This is a genomic window from Brevibacterium linens, assembly GCF_003999335.1.
Taxonomy (GTDB): domain Bacteria; phylum Actinomycetota; class Actinomycetes; order Actinomycetales; family Brevibacteriaceae; genus Brevibacterium; species Brevibacterium linens.
Window position 1 is genome coordinate 671,416 of sequence record NZ_CP026734.1, and the last position, 26,328, is coordinate 697,743.

A 26,328-nucleotide genomic window follows, 5' to 3' on the forward strand; every position below is an offset into this window, starting at 1 on the left:
CAGCCTAAAGGGTCGTAGGCTTGAGTGCGTGACCCTCTCGACTTTCACTCCCGCCCAAGCCGCCGAGCTCGCAGTCGTCGAGCGCTCCGGGTTCATCGAATCCCGGCACATCGGATCCGCCGTGGTCCTGGCCCCGGACGGATCACCGCTGATCAGCCTGGGCGCCCCGGAGGCAGCCGTGTTCACCCGTTCCAGTCTCAAACCGCTGCAGGCGATCGCCGCGATGAGCCTCGGCGCGCAGCTGACAGGTCCTGCCGCGGCCCTGGCGACCGCCTCGCACAAGTCCGAGGCCGGGCACGTCGAGGTCGTCGAATCGATGCTCGCGGCCGCCGGGCTGAGCGTGTCCGACCTGCAGTGCCCGTCCGCCCATCCCGCCGACGGAGCCTTCCGCCGCGAACTGCAGGAGCGTGCACGGGCTCGTTCAGATGCGGACACCGACCCGCGCTCGCCTCTGTACTTCAACTGCTCCGGCAAACACGCGGCGTTCCTCGCCGCCGCCCGTGCCATCGGTGCCGACACCTCCACCTACCTGTCCCCGGACCATCCCGTGCAGCAGAAGGTCGCCGAGGTGGTCGCCGCCTTCGCCTCCGAGCACCCGTCCGCGGTCGGCATCGACGGCTGCGGGGCTCCCGTGTTCGCGCTCAGCCTCACCGGACTGGCCCGCGCGGTCGGCCGCGTCGTCCGGATGGGCAGCACCGACGGCGCCGCCGAGGCGTCAACAGAGGCATGGGCCGCGTATGAGGACGAGGCGCGCACCCTCACCGAGGCGGTCTTCGCCGACCCGTGGGCGATCGAGGGCCACGGCCGACCGAACTCGACCGTCATCGACCGGCTCGGCGTCTTCGCCAAGGGCGGGGCCGAAGGCGTCATCGTCATGGCCACCCGAACCGGGTATTCGGCGGCGGTGAAATGCCTCGACGGGTCCTCGCGGGCGACCGGGCTCGTGGCGCTGACCCTGCTCCAGCGGGCCGGAGCGTTCGCTGCCGGGCCGGGAGCCGCCTCGGCGCCGGAGGACGACACGGTCGACTCCGTGATCGCGGCGATCACGGACACGGTCACCGGGGGCACGGATTCCGAGGGGCGGACGGACGTTGTCGGACGCCTGGAGCTCGGGGAAGATATTGCCACAATCGGTGAGAGGAAGAGGGACTGATGGCGATTCGCAGAAGGATCGACCCCGATCAGGGGCGCAGTGCAGTGGAGATGTGGCTGACCCAGGCGAGGCTCGATGCGGCCCCGGCCGACCGGTCGACCACCGCCACCGCCGTGCGTTTCACCCTCGAGGAACTCGCCTCCCGCGCCGAAGGCAACAGCGTCGAGGTCCGGGTCCCGCCCTTCGGGGTCACGCAGTGCATCGCCGGACCCCGGCACACCCGCGGCACCCCGCCGAACGTCGTCGAAACCTCCGCCGAGGTGTGGCTGAGCCTGGCCACCGGACGCACCGACTTCGCCACCGCGCTCGCCGCCGGAGACATCGACGCCTCGGGAACCCGAGCCGACCTCGGCGATTTCCTGCCCCTCTTCACGCCTGCAGAACTCGAGGCCCGAGCATGAGCGCACAGATCACACAGACGACGTCGTTCATCGGCGGGCGGCATGTGCCGTCCCTGCTCACCTACGCGAACATCGACCCGGCGACCGGCGGCCAGCTCGGCGACATCGCCCGCGCCGGAGCCGACGAGGTCGACCGAGCCGTGCGGGTGGCGGCGAAGGCGCAGCAGGAATGGAAGCGCTCGAGCCCCGAACAGCGCTCCCGTCTGCTCATCGCCACCGCGGCCGTCATCACCGCCAACCGCGACGATCTGGCCCGCATCGAATCCGAGGACACGGGCAAACCGCTGACCCAGGCCTATGCCGACGTCGACGTGTGCGCCCGCTACTTCGAGTTCTACGGCCACACCATCGAGTCCTACTACGGTCACGCGATCCCGCTGGCCGAGGACATGCACGTCTACACGCGGCGGGAGCCCTTCGGCGTCACCGGCCACATCGTGGCCTGGAACTATCCGCTCCAGCTCATCGGCCGCGCCGCCGCCACCTCGCTGGCCACCGGCAACTGCGCCGTCGCCAAACCCGCGGACGAGACCCCGCGGTCGACCGTGCGACTGGCCGAACTCATCCACTCCGTCGGCTTCCCCGCCGGAGCCTTCAACGTCGTCACCGGCCTCGGCGCCGAGGCGGGAGCGGCACTGAGCGCCCACCCCGGGGTGGCGCACCTGGGCTTCGTCGGATCGACGCAGACCGGTTCGGCCATCGCCCACGCCGCCGCCGATCGAGTCGTGCCCACGGTCCTCGAACTCGGTGGGAAGTCCGCGAACATCGTCTTCCCCGATGCCGATATCGATGCGGCGATCCCATCGCTCGTGCGCTCGATCATCCAGAACGCCGGGCAGACCTGCTCGGCCGGATCCCGGCTCATCGCCCACCGCGACATCCACGCCGAGGTGGTCGACAAGATGGCCGCGGCCATGTCGGCCGTGACCATCGGCTACGGCCTCGACGACCCGATGCTCGGCCCCCTGATCTCGGCCAAGCAGCACGATCGGGTGGGCGGGTTCCTCTCCGAGGTCGATTCCGGGCAGATCGTCACCGGCGGCACCCGGCCCGACGGCCTGGCCGACGACCTCGCCGCCGGGGCGTTCATCACCCCCACCATCGTCGACTCCGTCGACCCGCAGTCGCGGATCGCCCAGGAGGAGGTCTTCGGTCCCGTCGTCGTGACCCTGCCGTTCGCCGACGACGATGAAGCCGTGGCCCTGGCCAACGGCACCGACTACGGGCTGGTCACGGCTCTGTGGACGCAGAACATCTCCCGTGCCCACCGGCTGGCCGCCGAGGTCGACGCCGGTCAGATCTTCGTCAACACCTACGGTGCCGGCGGGGGAGTCGAACTGCCCTTCGGCGGGTTCAAGAAGTCCGGCTACGGGCGCGAGAAGTCCATCGAAGCCCTCGACGAATACACGCAGACGAAGACCGTCGCCATCAAGCTGTGACGGTGCCGACGAGGCTGGTGCTGAGGTGACCTTCCCCGTCCTCGGGCTCGTCCTCATCGCCGCGATCGCCCACGCCGTGTGGAACCTCGCCGCGAAGTCCGTCACCGGCAAGGGCTTTGCCTTCGTGCTCGGCTACCACGGGCTCTCGGCGATCCTGCTCGCCCCGGTCGCAGCCGTCATCATCGCCACCGGCGCGCAGCCGCTGAACTGGGGGCTGGTCGGCGCGGCGGCACTGAGCGCGGTGTTCCACATCGCCTACTCGGTGGCTCTGCAGTCCGGCTACGACCACGCGCCGCTGGGCGTCGTCTATCCGACGGCGCGCGGCACCGGGCCGGTGGTGACGATCATCATCGCCGTGGCCCTCCTGGGTGAGCGTCCCACCCTCGCCGAGGGGCTCGGAGCCTTCACCGTCATCGCCGGAATCGCTGTCGTCACGATCCGCCCCCGCGGCGGCGGGGACGGTCCCACCAGCAGCGACGGTCTGCGGCGCGGCCTGGCGTGGGGTGGGCTGATCGGGGCGTTCATCGCCTCGTACACGCTCTGGGACGACTTCGCGGTCAACCATGTCAGCGACTCCCCGCTGCTGTACTTCGCCGTCTCCGAAGCCTGTGTCGGAGTGATCATGACCGCGGGAGCGTTCACCCTGCCCGGAGGTCGGGACCGGCGTGCGGACCTGCGTGAGATCCTGAGGAACCACAAGCGGGCACTCGTGACCGTGGCGATCCTCTCGCCCCTGGCGTATGTGCTCGTCCTCTACGCGATGCAGCAGGCGCCGGTGGCGCTCGTAGCCCCCGTGCGGGAGACCTCGATCATCGTCGGCACCCTGCTGGCCTGGTGGTTCTTCGGGGAGAGGAACGTGCTGCTCAAACTCGTCGGTGCCCTCGTCGTGGTCGCAGGCATCGGGCTCATCGCACTCGGCTGACGGGGCTGCGGCTCAGCGGCGACGGCCGGGCTGACGGCGGTTGACCCGCACCACCCGCACCGGACACACGGTGTGCGAGAGCACGCCCTGCGACGTCGACCCGAGGATGGTGGAGATGAAGCCGCCGCGGCCACGGGAGCCGATGACCATGAGATCGGCGGTGTACGTGGCGGACACGAGCACCTCGGTGGCGGGAGCATCGAAGATCGAGTACCGCACCTCGAGGTCGGGGAAATCGGTCGTGAGCGAATCGGCTGCGGCGGTGAAGGCCTTCGCCGCTTCGTCGTACATCCGGATGAGATGCTCTTCGCTGGGCATCCACTCCGGCGAGAGGATGTGCGTGGCGGTGACCCCGACGAGGCGCAGCGGAACACCGTAGATCGTGGCCTGCGAGGCCGCTGCGCGCAGCACCGGGGTGTCGGTTTCGAAGGGATCGACGGCGGCGACGACCTCCCCGGAGAAGTCGGGGCGTGAACCGGTCGCCGCCTCGGCGGCAGGATCATCCGTCGTGCGGACGGGATCATCGACGGGCAGGGGAGTCGTGGGCATGACCCGGGTGGGCCAGGTGCTCGGGACGACGACGGTGGGGCACTGCGAGTGCGCGGGCATCGCCAGGGCCACGGACCCGAGGAGGCGACCGGCGAACCCGCCGCGACCGCGCGCCCCGACGACGGCGAGGGCGGCGTTCTTCGAATGCTCGACCATCACTCCGGAGGCGTCACCGGGCACGATCGTCGTCGACACGGGAACGCCGGCCTTCGTGACGGTGGCGGCGGCCGCCTCGGCGATGTCTTCGACGGTCTTCTTCACGGCGCTGTCGAAGTCGGCGGGGTAGACGATATCGGCCTGGCTCATATTGACGCCGGGGACGGTGTAGGCGGAGACGATGCGGATCTCTGCGGAGGTCTTCTGTGCGTGTGTGATCGCCCACTGCAGGGCGCATTCGGCGTTGTCGGAACCGTCGATGCCGACGATGATCGTGTGGGACATATCGCAAACCTCTATCTTCAGTGACCGTCAATCTGGGTGAGTCCAGTTTAGTTGTGTCCAGTTTATGGGAACTGGCCTGAGACTGCCTGGGAGGAACATCGAGCTGACTCGACTAGACTGTTCGCGACCTGTTGTTCCGGGGCCATCCCGGCGTTTCATCGGCCTCAAGGCCACGTGTCCAAGGAGATCATGAAGGATCAGATCGACGTCTCCGTCCGTCGCAGCCCAAAGTACCCGGTGTTCATGGGCATCGGCGCGGTGCTCGGCATCGTGCTTGCTGGAATCCTCGCGGTCTTCGTCGACCCGGCCGATATGCCGATGGGCTACACGGTGGCCAAGGGACTGGGCCTGCTGCTGCTCGTCCTCGGGATCGGCGGACTGTTCCTCGGTGGGCTCGTCGCGCTCATCCTCGACTGGCGGGGACGGAAGAAGTCGAAGGAGTTCCGGGTCGGTGCGCAGATCGACATGGTCGACGACCCGAAGGAGATCGCGCGCCGTCGCATCGCCGAAGCCCGCGGGGAGGTCCCCGATGCCGGTGCCGACGAAGGTGCGGCCGCCTCGGCGAACACGGAGTCCGCGCCCGCAGACGATACGCATGCTCAGCCCGCAGCCGACGACGAGGACGATGTGGGAACCGGACGGGATTCGGCCCCCGGTTCCACAGTCTGAGCACCGGGTCAGAGCGCAGCTGCGGGTATGAGACAATTTCACTCGTGGCAAGAGGAGACGGGCAGCTGACGCACGAAATCGACCCCCAGGACCGCGGACCGCAGGACGAATGCGGTGTGTTCGGAGTCTGGGCCCCCGGCGAGGAAACCGCCAAACTCACATACTTCGGGCTCTACGCCCTGCAGCACCGCGGACAGGAGTCCGCGGGAATCGCTGCCAGCAACGGCAAGCAGATCCTCATCTACCGCGACATGGGCCTGGTCTCCCAGGTGTTCCACGAACGCGATCTCGAGCTCCTGCAGGGCCATATCGCCGTCGGCCACACCCGGTATTCGACGACCGGATCACCGTCGTTCGAGAACGCTCAGCCCACCCTGGGGCCGACCCCATTCGGCACCGTGGCGCTGGCCCACAACGGCAATCTGACGAACTTCGACGCCCTCGAAGCCATGGCCGATGCCCGCCGCGACCACGCGACGAAGGTCGTCGAGGAGGCCACGAAGAAGTCGGCCCGCACCCGGCCCTTCCGTGATTCCTCGAATGACACCTCCCTGGTCACCGAGCTCTTCGCGACCGAAGACGGAGAGAACCTCACCGAGGCGGCGCTGAGTCTGCTGCCGCATGTCGAAGGCGCGTTCTCGCTGGTCTACATGGACGAGCACACCCTCTATGCAGCCCGTGACCGGCACGGGGTCCGACCCCTGTCGCTGGGCCGGCTGGAGAACGGCTGGGTCGTGGCCTCGGAGACCGCGGCACTCGACATCGTCGGTGCTAAGTTCGTCCGCGACATCGAACCCGGTGAGCTCATCGCCATCGACGAAGACGGTCTGCGTTCGCACCGCTTCGCCGAACCGAGCCAAGCTCGCTGCGTCTTCGAATACGTCTACCTCGCGCGTCCCGACAGCAAGCTCAACGGCAAGAACGTCCACGCCGCGCGCACGCAGATGGGCCGCCAGCTGGCCGAGGAGTACCCGGTCGACGCCGACCTCGTCATCGCCACCCCGGAATCCGGAACCCCCGCGGCCGTCGGCTATGCCGAGGCCTCGGGCATCCCGTTCGGCCAGGGGCTGATGAAGAACGCCTATGTCGGACGCACCTTCATCCAGCCTTCGCAGACCCTGCGGCAGCTGGGCATCCGCCTCAAGCTCAACCCGATCCGGGAGAACATTGAAGGTCGACGCCTCGTCGTCGTCGACGATTCGATTGTGCGCGGAAACACTCAGCGCGCCCTGATCCGCATGCTGCGGGAGGCCGGAGCGGCCGAGGTCCATGTGCGCATCTCCTCCCCGCCGGTGAAGTGGCCGTGCTTCTACGGGATCGACTTCGCGACTCGGGCCGAGCTCATCGCCAACGGACTGACGACCGACGAGATCAAGGACAACCTCGGCGCGGATTCTCTGGGCTATATCTCTCTGGACGGCATGATCGCCGCCACCGAGCAGGAGCGCAGCCAGCTGTGCACCGCCTGCTTCTCGGGCGAGTACCCGATTCCCGTCAACAACACACCCGCCGACAAAGGATGCTGAGTTGAGTTCCGAAGCGAACCCGAAGTCCACTACCTATGCCGCCGCCGGCGTCGACGTCGAGGCCGGAGACCGCGCCGTCGAGCTCATGAAAGCTGCGGTCTCGGCCACCCACAACTCCTCGGTCGTCGGTGGGATGGGCGGATTCGCCGGACTCTTCGACGTCTCCGTGCTCAAGGACTTCGAGCGTCCGCTGCTCGCCTCGTCGACCGATGGCGTCGGTACGAAGGTCGCCATCGCGCAGGCCATGGATAAGCACGACACCATCGGCTACGACCTCGTCGGCATGGTCGTCGACGACATCATCGTCTGTGGCGCCCGCCCTCTGTTCATGACCGACTACATCGCCTGCGGCAAGGTCGTGGCCGAACGCATCGCCGATATCGTGCGGGGAATCGCCGATGCCTGTGCCTCGGCCGGTGTCGCACTGGTCGGCGGGGAGACCGCCGAACACCCGGGTCTGCTCGGGGCGGACGAATACGATGTCGCCGGTGCCGCCACCGGTGTCGTCGAGGCTTCGAAGCTGCTCGGACCGGAGAAGGTCCGCGCCGGGGACGTGCTCATCGGTCTGCCGTCCTCGGGCATCCACTCCAACGGATACTCCCTGGTCCGCCACATCATCGCCGAGGCGGGATGGGGCCTGGACAGGCAGGTCCCGGAGTTCGGCCGCACCCTCGGTGAGGAGCTGCTCGTTCCCACCCATGTCTACACCGGCGAACTCGCTGCTCTCTTCGACGCACTGCCCGATGCCGTCCATTCGGTCTCGCACGTCACCGGCGGGGGACTGTCGGCCAATCTGGCCAGGGTGCTTCCGCAGGGTCTGGTCGCGAGGATGTCGCGGGCCTCATGGGAGATCCCGGCCGTGTTCTCCGTGCTCGGCGAGCTCGGCGGAGTGCCGCAGGGCGACCGTGAACGCACCTGGAACCTCGGCGTCGGCATGGTCCTCGTCGTCGACGCAGCATCCGCCGACGGTGTCCTCGCCGCGAGCCCCGGAGCCTGGGTGCTCGGCGACGTCGCCGCCGATGACGGATCTCTGGCGACCGATCCCTACTATGTGCAGGGCGCCAAAGGCGTCGACGGGGGTGCTGCGATCCTGCAGTAAGGGCCGCGGTCGCCGTGCCCCGCACCTTGCTGCGCGGCTTCCCTCACCGAAACTCTCACACCCTCGGCGCAGGGGCTTCTCACACTGTTAGTATCACACCCTCGTGTTCCTGCACGGGGGTGTGCTGCTTCCGGTGTGTGATGGCCGCGGGAGTGGAGGAATTACACGCAACGGTGCGTGATGCGCGTGAGGGCACGGCCGCCTCGGCGAGGGATGCCCGGGCGTACGACGGAGGGCGGGGACCGAAGTCCCCGCCCTCTGTGCGTGTCAGATCAGCCGTGCGCGGCTGGACTCATCCGAGTTCAGTCCTCGTCCTCGTCGTCATCGTCGACATTGTACTTGTCGGCGTAATCCGAGTAGTCGGGTTCATCGTCGTACGGATCGGACGGACCGGACTTGCTCGCGTCGGCGCCCAGCTCCTGCTGGAGTCTATTAAGGTCGGTATCCGGGCTGTAGTACTTCAGCTTCCGAGCTACCTTGATCTGCTTTGCCTTTGCGCGGCCGCGACCCACTGGCGTGACCCCCTCCGTCGTCGATGGGACCGATTGCCCCGGACTAGATCTCTGCTATGCGCTTAAATCCTACCTGTTCATACTGGGAAGTTCCATTTTGTGAGTGGACCTTGGATAGGCTGAACCCATGGCTTACCGTCGCGATTATGTCGTCACCCTGCGGATCTTCGAACCTCTTGTGGTGCATTCCGAATTGCAAGACAGGCAGGTGGAGGACAACCGGTCACGCATCGAGGAGCAGATTTCTCACGACGCTGACAAGCGCTTGATCTCTCTGCCCCCGTCGCCCGTGGCTGATTCGTTTCGGCGCACTCCGATCTTCCTTCCGGCGTCTCAGACCGCGGACGGGGTCGACCGTTTCTGCCCTGCTCAGGAGGACATCCGGGGGTGGGAGGCGCTCGATTCGCTGGCCGAGCACACCTCGAAGGCGACCTTGGACATCGTCGCTCCGAAGTCTGCTCGCCGGCGTGCTGCCAGCCGTCGTGCGGAGTGGCTGCAGGATGCCAAGGACACGCGGATCTTCACCCGCGTCTCTGCCTGGGACGTGCCGCCGTCGTGGTGGCTGTTCTTCTCCCTGACCGAGGATCAGATCATCACCGAGGAGACCGACGAGGGCCTGCGGGTGCTCATCCGTACGGATATCCTGGCCGCCTCGGCGCGGATGGAATGGGCCTCGGAGACGATTGCGGACACCTCGAAGGTCGTCGATATGGTCGAGCAGACCTCGGTTCTGGCCGAGTGGATCGACACCTTCGATATGAACTCGATCCTCGAGCTCGACCTCGGCGGGATGTCCGATGTGCTGTGGCCGAGCGAAGCCGCGGAACTCGTCGACTCGTGGGTCACGGCACTGAGCAACAACGATTCCGAGTCCGCGGTCGCCGCCTTCCAGAAGTATGCGGCCGGCTGGGAGCAGCTCAACCTCTACGCCCGCAGCTCCTGACCCCTCTTACTACCCGACGGCGGCCCAGCAACCTCGCGCGAGGTTGCTCAGCCGCCCTCAGGTAGCAATTGGGGCGGATAGGATTGTCTGCGAACGAGCCGCACCCGAGAGGACGAGTCCTGTAAGCGTATGGAAGAGAAGAAGCGCCGCCTCCTGACAAGCCAGGACCCCGCTGCTCAGAGGCCCGATCCTGCCGCATCGTCCGCCTCCGGTGAGTCCGCGACCGCCGTTGCCGCGCCCACCGGTTCCCCGAAGCCCGCGACGCGGGTGACACCGCTGTCGAAGGTCTCCATCGGCTGGCGCATCGTCGTGCCCGCGATTGCCTTCGTCATCCTCACCTGCGGACAGTTCCTCAACACCAATGACTTCTTCCCGCTCGGATCGCTCACCCAGTACGCCACCGCCAAAGACCTCAACGGCACCGTGAACTCCACGTGCCTCGAAGCCCAGTTCCCCGGCGAGGACGAACCGCGCCGCCTCGGGTTCAACACCGCGACCGTCGGCATTGAACGCGGTGACGTCGAATCCCAGCTCGATCGGGTCATCGCCCACCCCGAACTCCTGCAGTCGATGGCCGACTCGTACATCCGGCTGCATCCGGACGAACCGAAACCGGAGACGATGATCCTCTGCCGCACCACCACGCAGCTGCAGGACGGCCTCGCCGTCGGTGAACCCGAACAGACGACACTGGCGACATGGGAGGTCCGATGAGCCGCACACCGACCCTGACGGCCACCCCCGCCGAGGCGACCCCCACCAATCCGGTCCTCCGCTGGTTCATGCCCGCGGTCCCCCTGGCCCGAGTGGCCGTGTTCCGCGTCTTCATCTACGTCTTCATCATCATCGATGTGCTCACGATCTCCGGTGACGTCATCGCCCACGGTTGGACACCCGAGTTCTATCAGCCGCTGTGGTTGGCAAGGTTCCTCCACATCCCAGCCGTCAGCGTCCTCGGCGCGCAGATCCTGCTCACCCTCATCATCGTCTTCTCCCTCCTCGCCGCCGCAGGAATCCTCCAGCGCCTCAGCGGGTGGGCCGTGGCGATCAGCTTCGGTGCGTGGATGTTCTACACGCAGGGCTACGGTTACGTCGCTCATGATCATATGGCGCTCGTCATCGCCGCCTTCGTCCTGCCGACGGTCGGAACGGCGCGCTTTCGGGACCTCGGCACCGCCTCGGCGCGGGCAGGCTGGGCACTGCGCGTCGTGCAGATCGCGGTCGTGCTCACCTACTTCTACTCGGTGGTGATGAAGTGGATCGCCTCGGGCAACATCACCCACTGGGCCAACGGGGCGGTCATCATCTGGGCGCTCATGCGGCGCGGCGCCGAATGGTCGAAGCCGTTCCTCGAGATGCCCGGCTTCCTCATCGCCGCACAGTGGGCGACACTCGTCTTCGAGTTCCTTTCGCCGGTTGTGCTGTTCCTCAAGGGCAAGTGGCTGTACGGGGCCGTCGCCTTCTTCTTCCTCTTCCACCTCATGACGTATCTCGCGCTGGGCATCCACTTCCTGCCGACCGTCATCTGCTGGGCGGCGTTCCTGCCCCTGGAGAAGCTCGTGCCCAAGCGCTTCACCAGCACGGGCACCGCCTAATCCGCGGCGTCGTCGACCCGGCTGAGCGCGCTGATCACAGCGCGCACCGCGACACGTTCGGCCGTGTCCGGACGCATCACGGCTACGATCCAGCGTGTCGTCGTCACCCCCGTCAGCGGCACCAGTGACAGTCCCACATCGCGCGGCGTCGTGAACCGGGGGAGGAGCGCGACCTGGTCCGAGGAGGCGACGATCGCTTCGATGAGCCGGTTGTCCCGGATGCGTTGGACGACGTCGAGGTCGCGACCGGTGAGATGCTCGATCGAGGTGAGAATCGTGTCGAAGGGGTATCCTCGGGGCACTCCGACCCAGCGACAATCGACGATATCGTCCGGGGTCAGCTCGGCGCGATCGGCAAGCGGATGGCCGATGGCGAGGGCCACGTCGATGGGTTCGCGGGCGAGCGGGACGACGGTGAGTCCGTCGGTGCCCAGGGGGCGTTCGGCGACGAGGCTGTGTGCGACGACGATATCGACATCTCGGGTCAGTCCCGCGAATTCGTGCTCGGCGAGGTCGACATCGTCCATGCGCAGGTCGATGTGCGGGTGGTCCTCCCGCAGCCTGCGCAGCGCATCGGGGAGGAGGTGGGTGAGCGCGCTCGGCAGTCCGGCCAGGGTGATCTCTCCGACAGCTTCGCCGAGGTGGCCCTCCCATTGGGCCTGCACCCGGGCGAGCGTGCGGGCCACGTCCCGACCACCGTGGGCGAGCAGCCGTCCCGCGGCGGTGAGCGTGAGTCCGCGACCGGCGGGTTCGACCAGAGCGTGGCCGATCTCGCTCCCGGCCTGCCTCAGCTGCTGAGAGACGGCCGAAGGGGAGCGATGGGTGACATCGGCGACAGCGGTGACGCTGCCGTATTCGTCGAACAGGCGCAGCAGCTCGAGATGCTTCGGATCGATGACCATGAAGTCATGCTACAGAGTCGATGAAGCACTCTGCGATTGTGCTTCATAATGGTTGCGGTTGAGAATGGGGCCATGTCCTTCAAGCACTGTCTGCTCGCCGCCTCGGTGGCGGTGATGTGGGGACTGAATTTCCTCGCCATCGATCTCTCTCTGGCCCAGTTCCCGCCCTTCTTCCTCGTCGCTCTGCGCTTCGCCCTGCTCGCGGTCCCCGCGCTGCTCTTCGTACCGAAGCCCGACGTCGGGCTCCGGTGGATCATCGGCTACGGACTCGGCTTCGGACTGCTGCAGTTCCTCTTCCTCTACTGGGCGATGGCCGCCGGCATGCCCGCGGGACTCGCGTCCCTCGTCCTCCAAGCCTCGGGCCCATTCACGGTGCTGCTGGGCATGACATTCCTGCGCGAGAGGGTCCGCGGCTCGCAGATGACCTTTCTGCTCGTCGCGATGGCAGGGCTCGCCGTCGTCGGCTGGCAGCGCTTCGACTCGAACGCGAGCTTCCTGCCCTTCCTCCTCACCCTCGCCGGCGCCTTCGGCTGGGCGATCGGCAATATCTGCAACCGGCAGTCCCATTCGACCGAGCCGATCAAGCTGACGATGTGGATGTCCGCTGTCCCGCCCGTGCCGATGCTCGTCCTCTCCCTCCTCGTCGAAGGACCTGAGAGGATCGGCGCATCATTTTCGGGACTGACCACGCCGACAGGGCTGCTCGCGATCGCGGGACTGCTCTACACCGTGGTCATCGCGACGATCCTCGGTTCGGGCATCTGGTCGTGGCTGATGTCGCGCAACCCGGCCGGCGTCGTCGCACCGTTCTCGATGCTCGTTCCTGTGGTCGGGATGAGCGCGGCATTCGTCTTCCTCGGCGAGCGAGTGAGCCTCGGGGAGCTGTGCGGAGCAGCCCTCGTCATTATCGGTGTCCTCGGAGCGGGTCTCAAGGCTGCGAAGGGGGCCCGTATTCTCGCCGCCGCCGAGGTTGCCGTGCCGGTGAGCGCGCAAGCGGAGGATTCCGACGCAGGCGATTCCATCAAGGCCAGCTGACAGGTATTCGCGTAGCCTGAGGTCATGACCGCCGATGATGAGCCTCCGACCCTTCATGACGACCGCCTGTCCGCCGAGGATCTGCTCGCGTCCCCGCGGGGACGCTCGCTCGTGTTCGGGCTGGCCCTGATTGGACGCGACGACGAATTCGACGAGGAGGGCGAACCGCTCACCGAGGGGGCGCGTGCGCTTTCCGAGGCTCGCCACGATGTCTTCATCGCCGGCTTCCTTGCCGACAAGGAGCAGGGCGCTGCGGTGGCGATGTACCTCGGCGAGGGAGACTCCGAACCGGAATCCGGAGACGTCACTGCCCAGGACGTCGCGGCAACCCTGCGACGCGTCACACCGTTGAGGCCGACTCAAATTGACCTGGAGAACGAGATGGCCGAAGTCATCTCCGGCGCCATGTACTGGCAGCCTCCTCACGGTGCCGATCAGATCGCTGCTGCCCCAGAGGTGCGGGAAGCTCTGCGCCCCTTCGCGGAGATGCTCATATCCACTGGCCTGCTCGATGTCTGGACAGCGCCTCTGCACCCGGGCAATCAATGGGCTCTGGCTTGGGATGACGCAGATCATCGCAGTGGGCTGCCTGCAGTATTCGACCGGCCCCTAGGTCCTGTTGATTCGACAGCGGCGCCTGCGATCACGCTGACCGATCTCTATCCGCCTCTCGAGGGAGACGGGGCGAGGCTCTCGTGGAGGTTGGACGAGTGGCTCGCAGATGTCCTCACCACCGAAACCGAGTACCGTCACGACTTCGCCAAGAACCCCTACGAGGAGGTCAGCGGCGAATGGTGGTCGACTCCGCCATTCGGCCTCTGGTCGTCGACGGGAACGTGGCCGGATGGGACTCCGATCGGCGTCGAACTCGTCGAGGACGATTTCGGTCTCGAGCGTGCCCGAGCCTGTCGTCTGAAACTGCGCCCGGATGCCCGCATCGCCGAGATTCGCGGACCTGAGGATTGGGCGGATCTGTGCAGGCGCTATCCGCTCGACGTCACCGCACAGCGCCGTCAGGTGTGGTTCGAGGCCACCAGTCGCAAGGGCCGCTGGGTCATCCCCGACTGGTCACGGGTGGCCGAGGAATTCGACGGCGTCCACGTCGGGCTTTCCGGCTATCTGCGTACGGCCGGTGCGGTCATCGACGTGACGGAGGGCCGCCTCGGCGAGGAAGCGGAGACCGTCCCCACGGCAGGTAATACGGATGATCGGACGGCGAGTCTCGTGGCAGGGTGGCATCCGGATACGACGTTTTGGCTGAACAACGTCATCGAGGCCGTCACCGAGGTGGCCGAATGGCGCTATGACGGCGACGCTGATCGGTGGGTGCGGGGCTGACCTCTGCGCGACCCGAGAGCTCGGTCAGCCAGCGAGCAGCGCGTCTCGGACCGTTTCGACGGCACGAGCCGGGACGCGGTCGTCAGTGAGCAGCAGAATAGTGCGCTCGGTTGTCGGAGCGAGCCTGCGGAAGACGACCTCGTCGGTATCGGCCGGAGCAGTCGAATACGGCAGACACGCGAGAGCGAGGCCGCCGGCCACGAGGCTGAGCTGAGTGAGGGGATCGGCGACGAAATGCCGGACTTCGAGTTCGATTCCGCGGGTGCGCCCCGCCTGGACGAGGGCCTCGTGGTCGCGTGAATCGCGCGCACGTCGACCAGACTTCGGCAGCAAGATCCGCGATGTGGACCTCCGTCACCGAGACGGCCCAGTGATCGCTCGGCGCGGCCACATAGGCGGTCTGCCTTGTCAGCTCGGTCGAGACCACTCCTGCAGGCAGAGTCAGCGGTGCGTTCGTCCACGATTCGGCGATGACGATGTCGAGGTGCCCGTCGGCCAGGCGCTGCAGGTGGTCATCGGTCTCACCGTCCTCGATCGACACGGCGATGTCCGGATGAGCGTTGCCCAACTGTCCGAGACGAGGGGTGAGCAGGTCGCGGATGCTCGAGGCGATCGCACCGATCTTGACAGTCCCCGTGACCTCGTCGTGTTGGAGATCGTTCTCGGCGCGCTGCATGAGCTCGGTGACCTGCCGGGCGTAGTCAGCAAGAGTGCGGCCGGCATCGGTGAGGCGAAGGCCGCGCCCCTCGGCCACGACCACGCGGGTTCCGGCTTCCCGTTCGATGCGGCGCAGCTGCTGGGAGACGGCGGGTCCAGTGAGATGGAGCAGTACGGCAGCCTGATTGACCGATCCGGTTCTCGCCACGGCGTCGAGGATCCGCAGCCGTGACCATTCGAGTCTCATCGTCTCACCCCTACTTTCGGTAAGCAGTTCTTATCAATACTAGATCGAAATCTGAACTGGTGCTGAATAGTCAGGTGGCCATAGCGTCGAACTATGAGTCAGACACCAACCCCCGCAGCCATCTCCTCGGTGCTCGCCGGAGCGCTGTGCCTGTCTGCGTCCGCGATCATCGTCAAGCTTGCCGATGTCGACGCGGCGACCACTGCGGTGCTTCGCTGCGCCATCGCCATTGTGCCCCTCATTCCACTTGCGCTCGCCGAAAGGCAGCGACATGAGAGCCTGAGCACGAGTGGTGTGCTGTGGTCGCTTGCGGCGGGCATCGCGCTCGGCATCGACTACAGCGCGTGGACCGCATCGATCTACCTCGCCGGAGCGGGAGTCTCGACGGTGCTCATCAACGTCCAGGTCATCGTCCTGCCGCTGCTCGCTCTCATCATCGATCGTGAGCGCATGGAGCGGAGATTTCTGATTGCACTGCCGATCATGATCATCGGCATCATCCTCGTCAGCGGTGTGCGCCTCAGCGAAATCGGAATCGGACCGAGCACATCGGCGGCAGGGCAGGGCCGCCTCGGCGGGGTTCTTCTCGGGCTGCTCGCCGGAATCGGATACGGAACCTACCTCTTCCTCAGCCGCAAAGCCACACGGACGCAGTCGGATCTCGCGCTCCAGCCGCTGACGTGGGCGACGGCGGCGGCCGCGGCCACCTCGACGATCATCGCCCTCTTCTCACAGGGACTTTCGGTCTCGGATATCGGCGGGCGTTCGTGGGTTCTGCTTATCGTGCTCGCGCTCGTCGGACAAGTCGCGGCGTGGCTGCTCATCCATCACGGAAGCGGTCGGCTGCCTGCCGAAGTCACGGCGAGCCTGTTGCTTGTTCAGCCGGTGCTCGCGCTCGCTCTCTCGGCGGTGGTGCTCGGGGAACGGTTCGGTTTCGGACAGATCTTCGGAGCAGCCGCCGTCGTCGGTGGGGTCGCGGTCTCGAGCGGGCTCGTGCGCAGGCATGGTGCTCGACCGGAGAGGCCGTAGGTCAGTCGCCCGGAGCCAGACTGGGTGCCTTGTCGATGCCGAAGCGGGTCTTGAGAGCCCGGCGGGCGGCGAACCAGCCGTTCATGCCGTGCACGCCCGGGGCCGGTGGCGTTGCTGCCGAACATAGGAACGCGCCGGGAACGCCGAGGCTGTAGTTGTCCCAGCTGGTGCGCGGGCGGGCCATCATCCGGTAGAAGGTGACGATGCCGGTGGCGATGTCCCCTCCGATGTAGTTCTGGTTGTGGCCGGCCATCTCGGAGGCGGGGATCGCATTGTGGGCGACGATGTGGTCGCGGAAGCCGGGAGCGAAGCGTTCGAGCTGCCGGGTGATGTACTCGGTCGGGTCGAGCGGGCAGTCGAAGGGCACGTGCGCATACGTCCACAGCGGCCGCAGCCCGTTCACCTCTCGGGTGGGATCGAAGACGGTCGGATCCGAGACGAGGCACACGGGGTCTGCGGGCATGCGCCCATTCATCACCTGCGCCTCGGCGGCGGCCATCTGCGCCCGGGATCCGCCGATGTGGATGGTGCCGGCGCGTCCGACTGCGGGATCGGACCAGGGCACCGGGCCGTCGAGGACGAAGTCGACCTTGGCGGCGGCGTTGCCGTGCTTGAACCTCCGCAGACTCTTGTCGACGTGCGCGGGCAGCAGGCCGGAGAAGATCTGCGCCGCATTCAGCGCCGAGGTGTCGAGCAGATAGGCGCGGGCCTTGGGCATATCCGAGACATGGTTGACACGGGCGTTCGTGGTGACCTTCCCGCCGTGCGCTTCGAGATCGGCGACGAGGTGGTCGATGATCGCCTGCGACCCGCCGATCGGGGAGGGCCACCCGCCGGCGTGGGCGACCGTGGAGAGCATCGTGGCAGTGGCCGCGGTGCCCATCGCCGGCAGCCCGCCGATCGCGTGCGCTGCGACACCGGTGAACAGGGCCTGGGAGGATTCGTGGGAGAGCGGAATGTTCCACGCAGGGCTGGCCTGGGACAGGAGCCGCAGGCCGAACTTCACGACGTTCGCGATGCCGGGAACATCGCGCAGGGTCTCGGGAACGGAGCGTTTGTCACCGAGGGAGAGCCAGATCGCGTCATCGACCCGGTCGAGGAGCGGGGCGAAGAATCGCCGCCATTCCGGTCCGGCCGCGCCGAGGTGGTCGACGGTCTTCTCGAGATCATGGAAGGCCAGCGCGGCGGGCTTGCCGTCGAGGGGCTGGGCGTAGGAGATCTCGGGGGTGGTGAACTCGAGGCCGCGGGCGCGCAGATCGAAGTCGACGAAGAATGGGCTGGCGATCGCCAACGGGTGCACGGCCGAGCAGATGTCGTGGGTGATGCCCGGCGCCAGACCGAGGTCGAGGGTGCGGGCACCGCCGCCGATCGTCGGCTGAGCTTCGAACACTTCGACAGAGAGTCCGGCACGGGCCATGGTGACGGCGGCGGCCATGCCGTTCGGGCCGGATCCGACGACGACTGCATCAACACCTGTGCTCATGAGGCCAGTCTAGGTCAGTGGGCTGTGCGGCTGCGGAGTGCGTTCCTTGGCGGCTCAGTTGTCGTACACGTTGTCGAAGAAAGCGCATTCGAGGTCGACGGCGCGGCGCCAGACGCGGTTGAGGTTCTCGGCTTCTGAGCTCTGGTCTTCTTCCTCCGGGAACACGCGCTCGAGCTCATCGACGAGAAACTGCACCCAGCAGCGAAAGGCTTCTCCGCGGTGGAGGTCGATCCATCCTCGATGAACCGCTCGCTCCGGTGCTTCCTCGCGGGATTCGGCCCAATCGAGGTAGAGCCATTCGGCCACAACGAGGACGGCGAGCAGCTGTGGGTACGATGCTGAGTCGACTGTTGAGTTCATGAGATCGCGGAAGCCCGCCGTCGGTGCTGCAAGTTCAGGTCGGAGGTAATCGGCGGGATCGACGCCCAGCTCGGCGAAAGAGTCGACGAAATACGTGTCCTCGTCGGCGACGAGCATGCCCAGCTGTCGGGCGAATCGCAGCTTTGGGTCGAGCTCATCGGCATGGGCCACGCAGGCTCCGAGCATGGACAGGAACGACTCGAAGAACTGATAGTCCTGGATGAGATAGTCGCGCATCACCGTGTCATCGACGGTGCCGGCGAAAAGCTCTCGGACGAACCGGTGATCGACGGCCCTCACCCATTGCCGCTCTGTCGAACGGAGCAGTTCGGCCACCGCTCCGTCGCTGTCAAAGACGATCGAGGAATCGTCGATGGTGCTCAAGTGTCTTCCACTCCCTCCGCCGGTGCTCACCGGATCAGGTTCAAAGGGTCTGCATACGCACTCTCAGCGCCGCCTCTTTCGGCGCTCCCCTGTAGCGCTTCGACACTATCACCTAGGTAAGGAGAGCTGTCAGTAAGACCGGACCAGAGTCGGCCGTTCTAGATCGCGATTGTCGAGCACCCATGTGGCGTGTTCCCACGGGGCAGCCTCGGCGAAGTAGAGGCGCTGACCACCGACGTAGCGGCGATTCGACTCATCCTCGGGATCGGCATCGAAGGCTCCGGCAAACCGCTCGTTCCCTCGTGGGACCGAGATCTCGAATGGGACGTCGACCCACACGCTCGCATCCCAGAGATCGACGAGTTCTGGTCGGTGGAGGAAGATCCCCTCGACCAGGAGAACACAGTCGCTCGGCAAGATCCGAGGCTGCGACTCAACCGGCCGGTCCGCATCGACGTCCCACGCGGCTGGAACGACCGAGTCGCCTCGGCGGAAGGGCCCGACGACCGACTCGAGGAATGAGTTGTAGTCGTAGGAGTTCCGGTAGAACGTCTCCGGCCCTGTTCCGTCGGCATGACGAACGGCCCGCGGATAATGGAAGCCGTCGATGCCGACCGACGCGACGGGACGAGCAGGAGCCGTACCAGAATTCCCCGCGTCCTCCTCGGCGAGGTCGATGAGTTCCCGGGCGATCGTCGTCTTCCCGGCTCCGTCTACTCCGTCCAACGCCACCAAGGCACGACCTCCCGGTCGGACGGTGCTCAGCTCTGCCAGCAGTTCGATCAGAACTCGGAGTCGGGACTTCACCACGCTGTCGATCCGGCGGGGGATACGGACTGCGGGGCTGCCTCGGCGAAGGTGTCGGCGATGAAATCGGCGATACGGTCCGCGGCAGGCTGACGACCCGACGTCTGTTCGGCGGACTCGACCGACGGGTTGTAGTTCGTGTTCGTGTTGATGTCGTAGACGACCTGACGGCCGTCGGCGGTCTCGATGAACTCGACGCCGGCGATCTCGATGCTGAGGTCGGCCAACAGCGTCTCGAGCCGAGCGATGAGCGGTGTTCCGGCCGTGATCTCCTCACGGCGGTCGAACTGGGGGACCGCCTCGACGTCGGGATCAGACCCGGCGCCCGGGATCGCGCAGGCATCGGCCGGGCACAGCTCGAACGACCCACCTGAGACGTCGACGCGCACCGCATAGTGGAAACGTCCGCCGATGAACTCGGCACGGGTGATGAACGGCTGGGCAGGCTGCACATACTCCTGGACGAGGGTGATGCCGTCGATCGGCGCATTCGCGCCACCGGGCGCGAACTCATCGGCGACCGCCTCGAGCTCGGCGTGGGAGTCGAAGCGACGCACACCGAGGCCCTTGCCGCCCTGATTGTGCTTCGTGATGAACGGGGGAGTGAAGCCGGCCGCGGCGTCGACGAGCGCCCGCGGTCCGAACGCGGCCGCTGTGCGCGGAACGTCGAAGTCCCGGCCGGCCAGCTCGCGATGCTGACGAACCTTGCTCACCTCGAGCTCGTAGACATCGCGTCCGTTGATGACTCGGCGGCCGGCGGCGCCGAGCCAGTCGAGGACCGCACGCCCATACTCCTTCACATGCGGATCGGTCCGGGTGTGCGCCGACGCCGACAGCCGCGACCAGAACAACCCCGCAGGAGGTTCCGCGGCGAGATCGATCGTGGTCTCGGGCAGCAGCCATTCGACATGGGCGACGCCGAGGCGGTCGAGCGCATCCGTGAACGGAGCGATCCATTCCGGATTGTCGTGGATGATGTGCACCGCCGGATCACCGGTGACGGGCGGGGCATGAGAACTCATCGCGCACCTTTGCTCGGGGTGCCGGCGCGATCGCTCGCCCGGCGGATCTGCTCAACGATCCTACGCCACCCCGACCGTCGTCGGCCCCTTCGTCATGTCCGTGCTGCGGCGTAGACTCAGGTCATGGCTATCGCAAAGCAACCTGTGGTCGTACTCGATGCTCCCGACGCCGCCGAACTCGCAGAGTTCTACGGGCAGCTCCTCGATTGGAAGGTCGCGGTCGAGGAGGACGGCACCTGGGCGGAAGTCACCTCCGATTCCTGGCCCCCGCTGTGCATTCAGCAGGTCGAGGACTATCACGCGCCCAGTTGGCCCGGTCAGGCCCACCCGCAGCAGATGCACCTCGACGTCATCGTCGACGACCTCGATGTTGCTGAGGAGTCCGTGCTCGAGATCGGTGCAGGCAAGGCCCCCGAACAGCCGGGAGAGACGTTCCGCGTGTTCCTCGACCCGGCCGGTCACCCGTTCTGCCTGTGCAAAGGATGACCACACCATCACCGAGGCGGCCCCACCCGTCCGTGGTGTGCTGAGTCATGCGCGCGCTCGCCTCGTTTGCTGACCGTAATCCTGTCCTGTGGGCCAATGGTGCCGGGCAGACCACTGAGCTCGTCTCCCCGGCTGACTCCGCGCAGCTGACTCCGGGGCTGCGTCCTTGGCGGTTGAGCATCGCCCGACTCGAACGTGTGGGCCCGTTCTCAGCCCTGCCCGGAATGGCGCGCACCTTCCTCCCCACCGCCGAGGTGGTCCTGGAGATCGACGGAATCGTGCACCCGGTGCCGGCGTTGCGCCCGGAACATTTCCACGGAAGTCAGAATGTGAGCCTCGTCGACCTGACTGAACCCTGCTTTGCCGTCAACCTCATGGTCGCTGACGACTGCGCCGACAACTCCGTTCACGACACCGGCACGGGCGCGGGCAGCGAAACCGAATGTGCCTGCGGCGAGTTGCAGATGGGCATCGGCGAGCAGTTCCCGGCCAGCGGTTTCCGGTTTCTGCTCACTCTCGAACCGGGGTTGGATCTCCCGCGTTTTCAACTGCTCGAACTCGAGCCGAACGAGACTGCTCCAGATGAGGTCTCGATGGCGTTTCTTCACTCCGAAAGTGGCGACGCGCACATCTGAGAAATCGGTGAGAACCTACTGTGGCTGGCGCCACATTCCTGCGTATCGTCCCAGGTGACAGTGTCGTTTCCGGGCATTTCCATCAGGCCTTTCTCAGCTTCGGACGGGTAGTGTCAGGATCCCCGAACGTGCATGTTAGAGAATGGTTCTCCACCGGAAATTGGAGGAACTTTGACGGTCGGCGACAGCGGCAAGAACAAACAGCACGAACACAACGACGAAACTGGCTCTTCGCAGTTGAGGGTGTAGAACCGGTGCGCGTCGCTACACAGAAATAGGTCGAGGCCTTTCGAAGATGGAATTTCCTAGACAAACCATCCGAAAGACCTCGACGTGCACCACCTTACGTTCTCCACCCCTGACCTCACCACGTTCTGCCACCTCGACACACTCGGCCTGCACTGCACGGGCCAACACGTCACCGATTCAGAAACAGTTCTCCTGTGCACCCCAACCACTGACGATGAGTGGTGCCACCGATGCGGCGGACATGGCCGGCCCCGCGATACTGTGACCCGGAAATTGGCTCACGAACCCTTCGGGCACCGTCCCACCACCCTGCTCATCCGACTCCGTCGCTACAAGTGCGAACTCTGTGGGCGCGTGTGGCGCCATGACACCGACCAAGCAGCCCCAGCCAGGGCCAAGATCTCGCGCACCGGACTCGCATGGGCTTTGAAAGCACTCGTTGTCGATCACGCCACGATCTCCGTCATCGCGGCCAAGCTCGCTGTATCCTGGCACACCGCTAATGACGCGATCCTGGCCGAAGGACATCGGGCTCTCATCGACGATCCTTCCCGGTTCGATAACGTGAGCGTCATCGGCGTCGACGAACATGTCTGGCGGCACACCAGACGGGGTGACAAGTACGTGACCGTGATCATCGATCTCACCCCGATCCGCGATCAGACAGGACCAGCGAGATTGCTGGACATGGTTGAGGGACGATCGAAGGCCGTGTTCAAATCGTGGCTGGCCCGGCAGTCGAAGGCCTTCCGCGATGGAATCGAGGTCGTGGCGATGGATGGGTTCACCGGGTTCAAGACCGCTGCTGTCGAAGAGCTGCCGGCCGCGGTGGAAGTGATGGATCCCTTCCATGTCGTCAAGCTCGCCGGGGACAGTCTGGACGAGGTCCGCAGGCGTGTTCAGCAGGAAACGACCGGGCACCGCGGGAAGAAGGGCGACCCGTTGTATCAGGCCCGGCGGACTCTGCACACCGGGTGTCAGTTACTCACCGAGCGGCAGCAGCAACGGATCGTCGCTCTCTTTGCTGATGAGAATCATGCTGATGTGGAGGTGACCTGGAGCGTGTTCCAAGACATCATCACCGCCTACCGCAACCCGGACCGAACCGCGGGGAAGAAGTCGCTGCAGTCGATCATCGACTCCATCTCGTCCGGGGTGCCTGCTGGTCTTGTTGAGCTGCGCCGGCTGGGGCGGACGTTGAAGAAGCGGGCTATGGATGTGTTGGCGTATTTCGATCGGCCGGGGACGTCGAACGGTCCGACGGAAGCATTGAACGGCAGGCTGGAACACCTACGTGGATCGGCGCTGGGGTTCCGGAACCTCACCCACTACATCGCCCGAAGCTTGCTCGAGACGGGAGGATTCAGACCCCGATTACACCCCTAACTGCGAAGAGCCACGAAACTCGTCTGCCGGAGTATTCCCAGACCCTGCCGCTGATCACCGAAGAGATCGTCAGCTCCCACCCGGCCCCCGCAGCCGAACCCACCGAGCACGTCGTCACCAAGGTGATGCCGCCCAACCCGATCCGCCACGACGACCAGGCCGCACAGCAGCCGACGAAGACGCTGCCGGATACAGCCGCTGGCTCACAGACGCCTGCTTCGGCCACGGCTGCCTCCCCGACCGCCGTCGCCGAGGCGGCAGAGACAGCCGAGGACAAGAAAGAGGAGAAATCCTCAGAGGGCCGGATCTCCGCCACTCAGCTGCTTGCGGGTGCAGGCGCCGCGGCGACCTCGTCGGTCATCGGCGGTCAGCTCGGTGTCGCCGGCACGGTCGTAGGCGCCGGAGTCGCGAGCATCGTCACTGCCCTGGCGGTCACCCTCTATGGCCGCAGCCTCGACAAGGGCAAAGAGAAGATCCAAGAAGTCGGGTCCAAACTCGCTCCGGCAGTCAAAGCGAAGATCGCGAAGCACCCCTCCGGAAAGAACACTGCCGTCGATCCCTCGCTCGTCGAGGATTCCGCCTTCGCCCCGCCGGAACCCACAGCGGGCAATGCGAACGTGATGGCCGCCTCGGCGCCGGATGAAGGGAAGTCCGAGGCCGGGGACGGTGATGGCAGCGAAACCGAGAGCGGAGCCCGCACCTGGTGGCAGAAGCTGCGCCGCAAGCGGGTCCTCTATCCGCTGACGATCGGCGTTGCCGCCTTCGGGATCGGACTCGGCGCGGTCGTCGTGGCCGAGAACTTCACCGAAGCCGATATCTCACCGGGCACATCGCAGATCTCACGATCGGTGACCGGGCAGTCGACGAACGACGAATCCGTCACCGACGACGGGACCTCGGATTCCGGAACGGGAGGGGACGAATCGTCGAGCGGATCCGGGTCGGGCACCGACGGCGGCCAGGGCCCTGCGAACAGCGGATCGAGCACGCAGAACGGTCAGTCCACCTCGGCGGGGGAGACCGGCACCGAGGGTGCGACAGAGGGCCAGAGCTCACAGGGCTCGGAGACGACGACGGGCACGAGTGACTCCACCGGCGACTCGACGACCACGGACGGGACCGATGCGAGCAGCGGTTCCACCTCGACCGACGGCACCGGCAGCACCGGGGACACCAGCGGCGGCACGAGCGGCAGCACAGGCTCCGGATCCAGCTCGGATGGTTCGGGCAGCGGCTCGTCGGGTTCGGGCGGATCCGGAACCGGCGTCTCCGGTGGTGGACCGGCCGCCTCGGCGGAGGGGTGAGTCTGACACGTCGAAGACGGGAATTTAGACAGCCCGGCCTTGGTTGTATGAAGTAGAGAACACCGCTAGGTTGAAATTAACTCCGACAGTGTTCTGCCGAAGTCGGGATATCGAGACTGGGCGAACGGCGCTGAGCCGACCGATCAGCTGCACCGCTGGGAACCGCATCTCACCGGTGGCCGTGATCGCGGCTGAGTGACGCCGCCAGAAATCAAACGGTTGAAGGAGATATTATGACGCAACATACAGATCATGAATATGCTGGCCACGACAGTACGAAGGCAACGACCACCGAGTCCGGTGCGCCGCGGGAATCCGATGCTCACTCGCTGAGTGTGGGCGCGAACGGGCCGCTGATGCTCCACGACGTGGCTCTGGTCGAGAAGCTTGCTCGCTTCGACCGTGAGCGAGTTCCCGAGCGCAGCCCCCACGCAAAGGGGTCCGGCGCATTCGGCGAGCTCGAAGTCACCGAAGACGTCTCCAAGTACACGAAGGCCGACTTCCTGCAGCCGGGCAAGAAGACCCCGATGCTCGCCCGCTTCTCCACCGTCGCCGGTGAACTAGGCTCGCCCGACTCCTGGCGCGACGTGCGCGGATTCGCGCTGAAGTTCTACACCGAAGAGGGCAACTTCGACATGGTGGGCAACAACACCCCCGTGTTCTTCGTCCGTGATCCCATGAAGTTCCCCGACTTCATTCACTCGCAGAAGCGCCTGCCCGACTCCGGTCTGCGCAGCAACAACATGCAGTGGGACTTCTGGTCGCTCTCGCCCGAGTCGGCTCACCAGGTCTCCTACCTCATGGGACCCCGCGGCCTGCCCAAGAGCTGGCGCCACATGAACGGCTACTCCTCGCACACCTACATGTGGGTCAACGCCGAGGGCGAGAAGTTCTGGGTCCAGTACCACTTCCATACCGACCAGGGTGTGGAGAACATGAGCAACGAGGAAGCCGGTCGGATGGCGGGCGAGGATGCGGACATGCATCGCCGCGACCTGTTCGATGCCATCGATCGCGGCGACTACCCGTCCTGGACCTTCAGCGTGCAGATCATGCCGTACGAAGAGGCCAAGGACTACCGCTTCAACCCGTTCGACCTGACCAAGATCTGGTCGAAGAAGGACTACCCGCTCATCAAGGTCGGCAAGTTCACCCTCAACGAGAACCCCTCGAACCACTTCGCACAGATCGAGCAGGCTGCGTTCAGCCCCTCGAACACCGTGCCGGGAACCGGGCTTTCGCCGGACAAGATGCTGCTGGGCCGCGTGTTCTCCTACCCAGATGCACAGCGCAACCGCATCGGCACGAACTTCAACCAGCTGCCGGTCAACGCTCCTGTCACGAAGACGAACTCGTACGACAAGGAAGGCCAGATGCAGTACCACCACTCGGGTAATGCACCGGTCTACGCCCCGAACTCGTACGGACGCTCCTACCAGGACGAGCAGGGCCCGGTCGACAACGGCTGGGAGGCCGACGGCGAGCTGGTGCGCAGCGCCTACAGCCTGCACGCCGAGGACGACGACTTCGGCCAGGCACACACCCTGGTCCGTGAGGTTTACACCGAGGAGGAGCGCCAGGGTCTCATCGAGACCGTCGCGGGCGGACTCTCCGACGGAGTCGAGGAGCCGGTGCTGTCGAATGCGATCCAGTACTGGAAGAACATCGACGCCGAGGTCGGCGCGGCCATCGAAGCCAAGGTCAAGGGCTGACAGGCTCTGAGATCTTGAGCGCCTGACCGCCTGAGAGCTCGCA

The 26,328-nt window shown here is 65.9% G+C and carries 26 protein-coding genes, 1 pseudogene and 1 riboswitch; of the genes and pseudogenes, 18 read left to right on the forward strand and 9 right to left on the reverse strand.

What is annotated here, in order from left to right:
• The first annotated feature begins 28 nt into the window (after positions 1-28).
• Genes CXR29_RS02740 through CXR29_RS02755 form a run of 4 tightly spaced genes read left to right on the forward strand, consistent with a single transcriptional unit; the run spans position 29 to position 3,915 of the window.
• Positions 29-1,153, forward strand: a complete 1,125-nt coding sequence (locus CXR29_RS02740) for an asparaginase (RefSeq protein WP_127363818.1) — start codon at positions 29-31, stop codon at positions 1,151-1,153.
• Positions 1,153-1,554, forward strand: a complete 402-nt coding sequence (locus tag CXR29_RS02745) for a sterol carrier family protein (RefSeq protein ID WP_127363819.1) — start codon at positions 1,153-1,155, stop codon at positions 1,552-1,554. Before CXR29_RS02740 ends, CXR29_RS02745 begins: the two co-directional genes overlap by 1 nt.
• Positions 1,551-2,993, forward strand: a complete 1,443-nt coding sequence (locus CXR29_RS02750) for an aldehyde dehydrogenase family protein (protein WP_127363820.1) — start codon at positions 1,551-1,553, stop codon at positions 2,991-2,993. Before CXR29_RS02745 ends, CXR29_RS02750 begins: the two co-directional genes overlap by 4 nt.
• A 25-nt stretch (positions 2,994-3,018) precedes the next feature.
• The gene (locus CXR29_RS02755; protein WP_127363821.1) at positions 3,019-3,915 is read left to right on the forward strand and encodes an EamA family transporter; all 897 of its coding nucleotides are present in this window, start codon (positions 3,019-3,021) and stop codon (positions 3,913-3,915) included.
• 12 nt (positions 3,916-3,927) lie between these two features.
• Here CXR29_RS02755 and CXR29_RS02760 read toward each other — a convergent pair whose 3' ends face one another.
• Positions 3,928-4,905, reverse strand: a complete 978-nt coding sequence (locus CXR29_RS02760) for a universal stress protein (RefSeq protein ID WP_101555956.1) — start codon at positions 4,903-4,905, stop codon at positions 3,928-3,930.
• A gap of 189 nt (positions 4,906-5,094) precedes the next feature.
• Between CXR29_RS02760 and CXR29_RS02765 the strand changes: the two genes are divergently transcribed.
• Genes CXR29_RS02765 through purM form a run of 3 tightly spaced genes read left to right on the forward strand, consistent with a single transcriptional unit; the run spans position 5,095 to position 8,199 of the window.
• Positions 5,095-5,574, forward strand: coding sequence for a hypothetical protein (locus tag CXR29_RS02765; protein WP_241241566.1), 480 nt, complete (start codon positions 5,095-5,097; stop codon positions 5,572-5,574).
• Positions 5,575-5,618: 44 nt separating this feature from the next.
• On the forward strand, positions 5,619-7,100 hold the full coding sequence (gene purF / locus CXR29_RS02770) for an amidophosphoribosyltransferase (protein WP_127363822.1): 1,482 nt from the start codon (positions 5,619-5,621) through the stop codon (positions 7,098-7,100).
• A gap of 1 nt (position 7,101) precedes the next feature.
• A complete protein-coding gene (gene purM, locus CXR29_RS02775) occupies positions 7,102-8,199 on the forward strand; it encodes a phosphoribosylformylglycinamidine cyclo-ligase (RefSeq protein ID WP_127363823.1) in 1,098 nt (365 codons plus the stop codon).
• Positions 8,200-8,501: 302 nt separating this feature from the next.
• On the opposite strand, the gene CXR29_RS02780 is transcribed toward purM, so the two are convergent.
• Positions 8,502-8,711, reverse strand: coding sequence for a DUF3073 domain-containing protein (locus CXR29_RS02780; RefSeq protein WP_101555959.1), 210 nt, complete (start codon positions 8,709-8,711; stop codon positions 8,502-8,504).
• A gap of 127 nt (positions 8,712-8,838) precedes the next feature.
• Between CXR29_RS02780 and CXR29_RS02785 the strand changes: the two genes are divergently transcribed.
• The 3 genes from CXR29_RS02785 (at position 8,839) to CXR29_RS02795 (ending at position 11,249) form a co-directional block, all read left to right on the forward strand.
• A complete protein-coding gene (locus CXR29_RS02785; RefSeq protein WP_101555960.1) occupies positions 8,839-9,654 on the forward strand; it encodes a DUF8083 family protein in 816 nt (271 codons plus the stop codon).
• Between the two features lie 129 nt (positions 9,655-9,783).
• A complete protein-coding gene (locus CXR29_RS02790; RefSeq protein ID WP_101554329.1) occupies positions 9,784-10,368 on the forward strand; it encodes a hypothetical protein in 585 nt (194 codons plus the stop codon).
• Positions 10,365-11,249, forward strand: a complete 885-nt coding sequence (locus tag CXR29_RS02795; protein ID WP_241241568.1) for a hypothetical protein — start codon at positions 10,365-10,367, stop codon at positions 11,247-11,249. Before CXR29_RS02790 ends, CXR29_RS02795 begins: the two co-directional genes overlap by 4 nt.
• On the opposite strand, the gene CXR29_RS02800 is transcribed toward CXR29_RS02795, so the two are convergent.
• On the reverse strand, positions 11,246-12,151 hold the full coding sequence (locus CXR29_RS02800) for a LysR family transcriptional regulator (protein ID WP_241241569.1): 906 nt from the start codon (positions 12,149-12,151) through the stop codon (positions 11,246-11,248). The genes CXR29_RS02795 and CXR29_RS02800 overlap by 4 nt on opposite strands.
• 72 nt (positions 12,152-12,223) lie before the next feature.
• Between CXR29_RS02800 and CXR29_RS02805 the strand changes: the two genes are divergently transcribed.
• Together CXR29_RS02805 and CXR29_RS02810 are read left to right on the forward strand one after the other, a co-directional pair.
• A complete protein-coding gene (locus tag CXR29_RS02805; protein ID WP_127363825.1) occupies positions 12,224-13,186 on the forward strand; it encodes an EamA family transporter in 963 nt (320 codons plus the stop codon).
• A 24-nt stretch (positions 13,187-13,210) separates the two neighbouring features.
• Entirely contained in the window at positions 13,211-14,524 is a 1,314-nt protein-coding gene (locus CXR29_RS02810; RefSeq protein ID WP_127363826.1) for a hypothetical protein, read from the forward strand.
• A gap of 24 nt (positions 14,525-14,548) precedes the next feature.
• Here the strand turns inward: CXR29_RS02810 and CXR29_RS17240 are convergent, their stop codons facing one another.
• Positions 14,549-14,857: a LysR substrate-binding domain-containing protein gene (locus CXR29_RS17240; protein WP_164742762.1), complete on the reverse strand. Its 309-nt coding sequence runs from the start codon at positions 14,855-14,857 to the stop codon at positions 14,549-14,551.
• Between the two features lie 43 nt (positions 14,858-14,900).
• Positions 14,901-15,428: pseudogene (locus tag CXR29_RS17985) on the reverse strand (LysR family transcriptional regulator); the annotation flags it as partial.
• Between the two features lie 93 nt (positions 15,429-15,521).
• Here CXR29_RS17985 and CXR29_RS02820 point away from each other — a divergent pair.
• Positions 15,522-16,457, forward strand: coding sequence for a DMT family transporter (locus tag CXR29_RS02820; RefSeq protein WP_127363828.1), 936 nt, complete (start codon positions 15,522-15,524; stop codon positions 16,455-16,457).
• A 1-nt stretch (position 16,458) separates the two neighbouring features.
• On the opposite strand, the gene CXR29_RS02825 is transcribed toward CXR29_RS02820, so the two are convergent.
• From CXR29_RS02825 to CXR29_RS02840, 4 genes are all read right to left on the reverse strand, one after another.
• Positions 16,459-17,940 (reverse strand): phytoene desaturase family protein, encoded by a 1,482-nt coding sequence (locus CXR29_RS02825; protein ID WP_127363829.1) that lies wholly within the window; start codon positions 17,938-17,940, stop codon positions 16,459-16,461.
• 54 nt (positions 17,941-17,994) lie between these two features.
• A complete protein-coding gene (locus CXR29_RS02830; protein ID WP_241241571.1) occupies positions 17,995-18,684 on the reverse strand; it encodes a TenA family protein in 690 nt (229 codons plus the stop codon).
• A riboswitch (TPP riboswitch) is annotated at positions 18,679-18,785 on the reverse strand. It overlaps the preceding gene by 6 nt.
• A gap of 28 nt (positions 18,786-18,813) precedes the next feature.
• Positions 18,814-19,416, reverse strand: a complete 603-nt coding sequence (locus CXR29_RS02835; RefSeq protein ID WP_241241660.1) for a nucleoside/nucleotide kinase family protein — start codon at positions 19,414-19,416, stop codon at positions 18,814-18,816.
• Between the two features lie 71 nt (positions 19,417-19,487).
• Positions 19,488-20,513, reverse strand: coding sequence for an ATP-grasp domain-containing protein (locus CXR29_RS02840; protein ID WP_127363830.1), 1,026 nt, complete (start codon positions 20,511-20,513; stop codon positions 19,488-19,490).
• 123 nt (positions 20,514-20,636) lie between these two features.
• On the opposite strand from CXR29_RS02840, the gene CXR29_RS02845 reads away from it, so the two are divergent.
• From CXR29_RS02845 to CXR29_RS02865, 5 genes are all read left to right on the forward strand, one after another.
• Positions 20,637-20,999 carry a VOC family protein gene (locus tag CXR29_RS02845; protein WP_101546338.1) on the forward strand — a complete coding sequence of 121 codons (363 nt, stop codon included), beginning with the start codon at positions 20,637-20,639 and terminating at the stop codon, positions 20,997-20,999.
• A 47-nt stretch (positions 21,000-21,046) separates the two neighbouring features.
• On the forward strand, positions 21,047-21,634 hold the full coding sequence (locus CXR29_RS02850) for a HutD family protein (RefSeq protein ID WP_098730430.1): 588 nt from the start codon (positions 21,047-21,049) through the stop codon (positions 21,632-21,634).
• A 333-nt stretch (positions 21,635-21,967) separates the two neighbouring features.
• Positions 21,968-23,269: an ISL3 family transposase gene (locus tag CXR29_RS02855; RefSeq protein ID WP_009881950.1), complete on the forward strand. Its 1,302-nt coding sequence runs from the start codon at positions 21,968-21,970 to the stop codon at positions 23,267-23,269.
• A gap of 125 nt (positions 23,270-23,394) precedes the next feature.
• A complete protein-coding gene (locus tag CXR29_RS02860; RefSeq protein ID WP_127363831.1) occupies positions 23,395-24,573 on the forward strand; it encodes a hypothetical protein in 1,179 nt (392 codons plus the stop codon).
• 233 nt (positions 24,574-24,806) lie between these two features.
• A complete protein-coding gene (locus tag CXR29_RS02865; RefSeq protein ID WP_101596500.1) occupies positions 24,807-26,285 on the forward strand; it encodes a catalase in 1,479 nt (492 codons plus the stop codon).
• The last annotated feature ends 43 nt before the right edge of the window (positions 26,286-26,328 follow it).

Bases quoted from the DNA above. Each gene is read 5' to 3' on its own strand.
- CXR29_RS02825 (WP_127363829.1), bottom strand. From the start codon at position 17,940: ATGAGCACAGGTGTTGATGCAGTCGTCGTCGGATCCGGCCCGAACGGC.
- CXR29_RS02845 (WP_101546338.1), top strand. From the start codon at position 20,637: ATGGCTATCGCAAAGCAACCTGTGGTCGTACTCGATGCTCCCGACGCC.
- CXR29_RS02800 (WP_241241569.1), bottom strand. From the start codon at position 12,151: ATGGTCATCGATCCGAAGCATCTCGAGCTGCTGCGCCTGTTCGACGAA.
- CXR29_RS02785 (WP_101555960.1), top strand. From the start codon at position 8,839: ATGGCTTACCGTCGCGATTATGTCGTCACCCTGCGGATCTTCGAACCT.
- CXR29_RS02865 (WP_101596500.1), top strand. From the start codon at position 24,807: ATGACGCAACATACAGATCATGAATATGCTGGCCACGACAGTACGAAG.
- CXR29_RS02805 (WP_127363825.1), top strand. From the start codon at position 12,224: ATGTCCTTCAAGCACTGTCTGCTCGCCGCCTCGGTGGCGGTGATGTGG.
- CXR29_RS02750 (WP_127363820.1), top strand. From the start codon at position 1,551: ATGAGCGCACAGATCACACAGACGACGTCGTTCATCGGCGGGCGGCAT.
- CXR29_RS02795 (WP_241241568.1), top strand. From the start codon at position 10,365: ATGAGCCGCACACCGACCCTGACGGCCACCCCCGCCGAGGCGACCCCC.
- CXR29_RS02810 (WP_127363826.1), top strand. From the start codon at position 13,211: ATGACCGCCGATGATGAGCCTCCGACCCTTCATGACGACCGCCTGTCC.
- CXR29_RS02790 (WP_101554329.1), top strand. From the start codon at position 9,784: ATGGAAGAGAAGAAGCGCCGCCTCCTGACAAGCCAGGACCCCGCTGCT.
- CXR29_RS02860 (WP_127363831.1), top strand. From the start codon at position 23,395: ATGCCGCCCAACCCGATCCGCCACGACGACCAGGCCGCACAGCAGCCG.
- CXR29_RS02760 (WP_101555956.1), bottom strand. From the start codon at position 4,905: ATGTCCCACACGATCATCGTCGGCATCGACGGTTCCGACAACGCCGAA.
- CXR29_RS02820 (WP_127363828.1), top strand. From the start codon at position 15,522: ATGAGTCAGACACCAACCCCCGCAGCCATCTCCTCGGTGCTCGCCGGA.
- CXR29_RS02850 (WP_098730430.1), top strand. From the start codon at position 21,047: ATGCGCGCGCTCGCCTCGTTTGCTGACCGTAATCCTGTCCTGTGGGCC.
- CXR29_RS02840 (WP_127363830.1), bottom strand. From the start codon at position 20,513: ATGAGTTCTCATGCCCCGCCCGTCACCGGTGATCCGGCGGTGCACATC.
- CXR29_RS02745 (WP_127363819.1), top strand. From the start codon at position 1,153: ATGGCGATTCGCAGAAGGATCGACCCCGATCAGGGGCGCAGTGCAGTG.
- CXR29_RS02765 (WP_241241566.1), top strand. From the start codon at position 5,095: ATGAAGGATCAGATCGACGTCTCCGTCCGTCGCAGCCCAAAGTACCCG.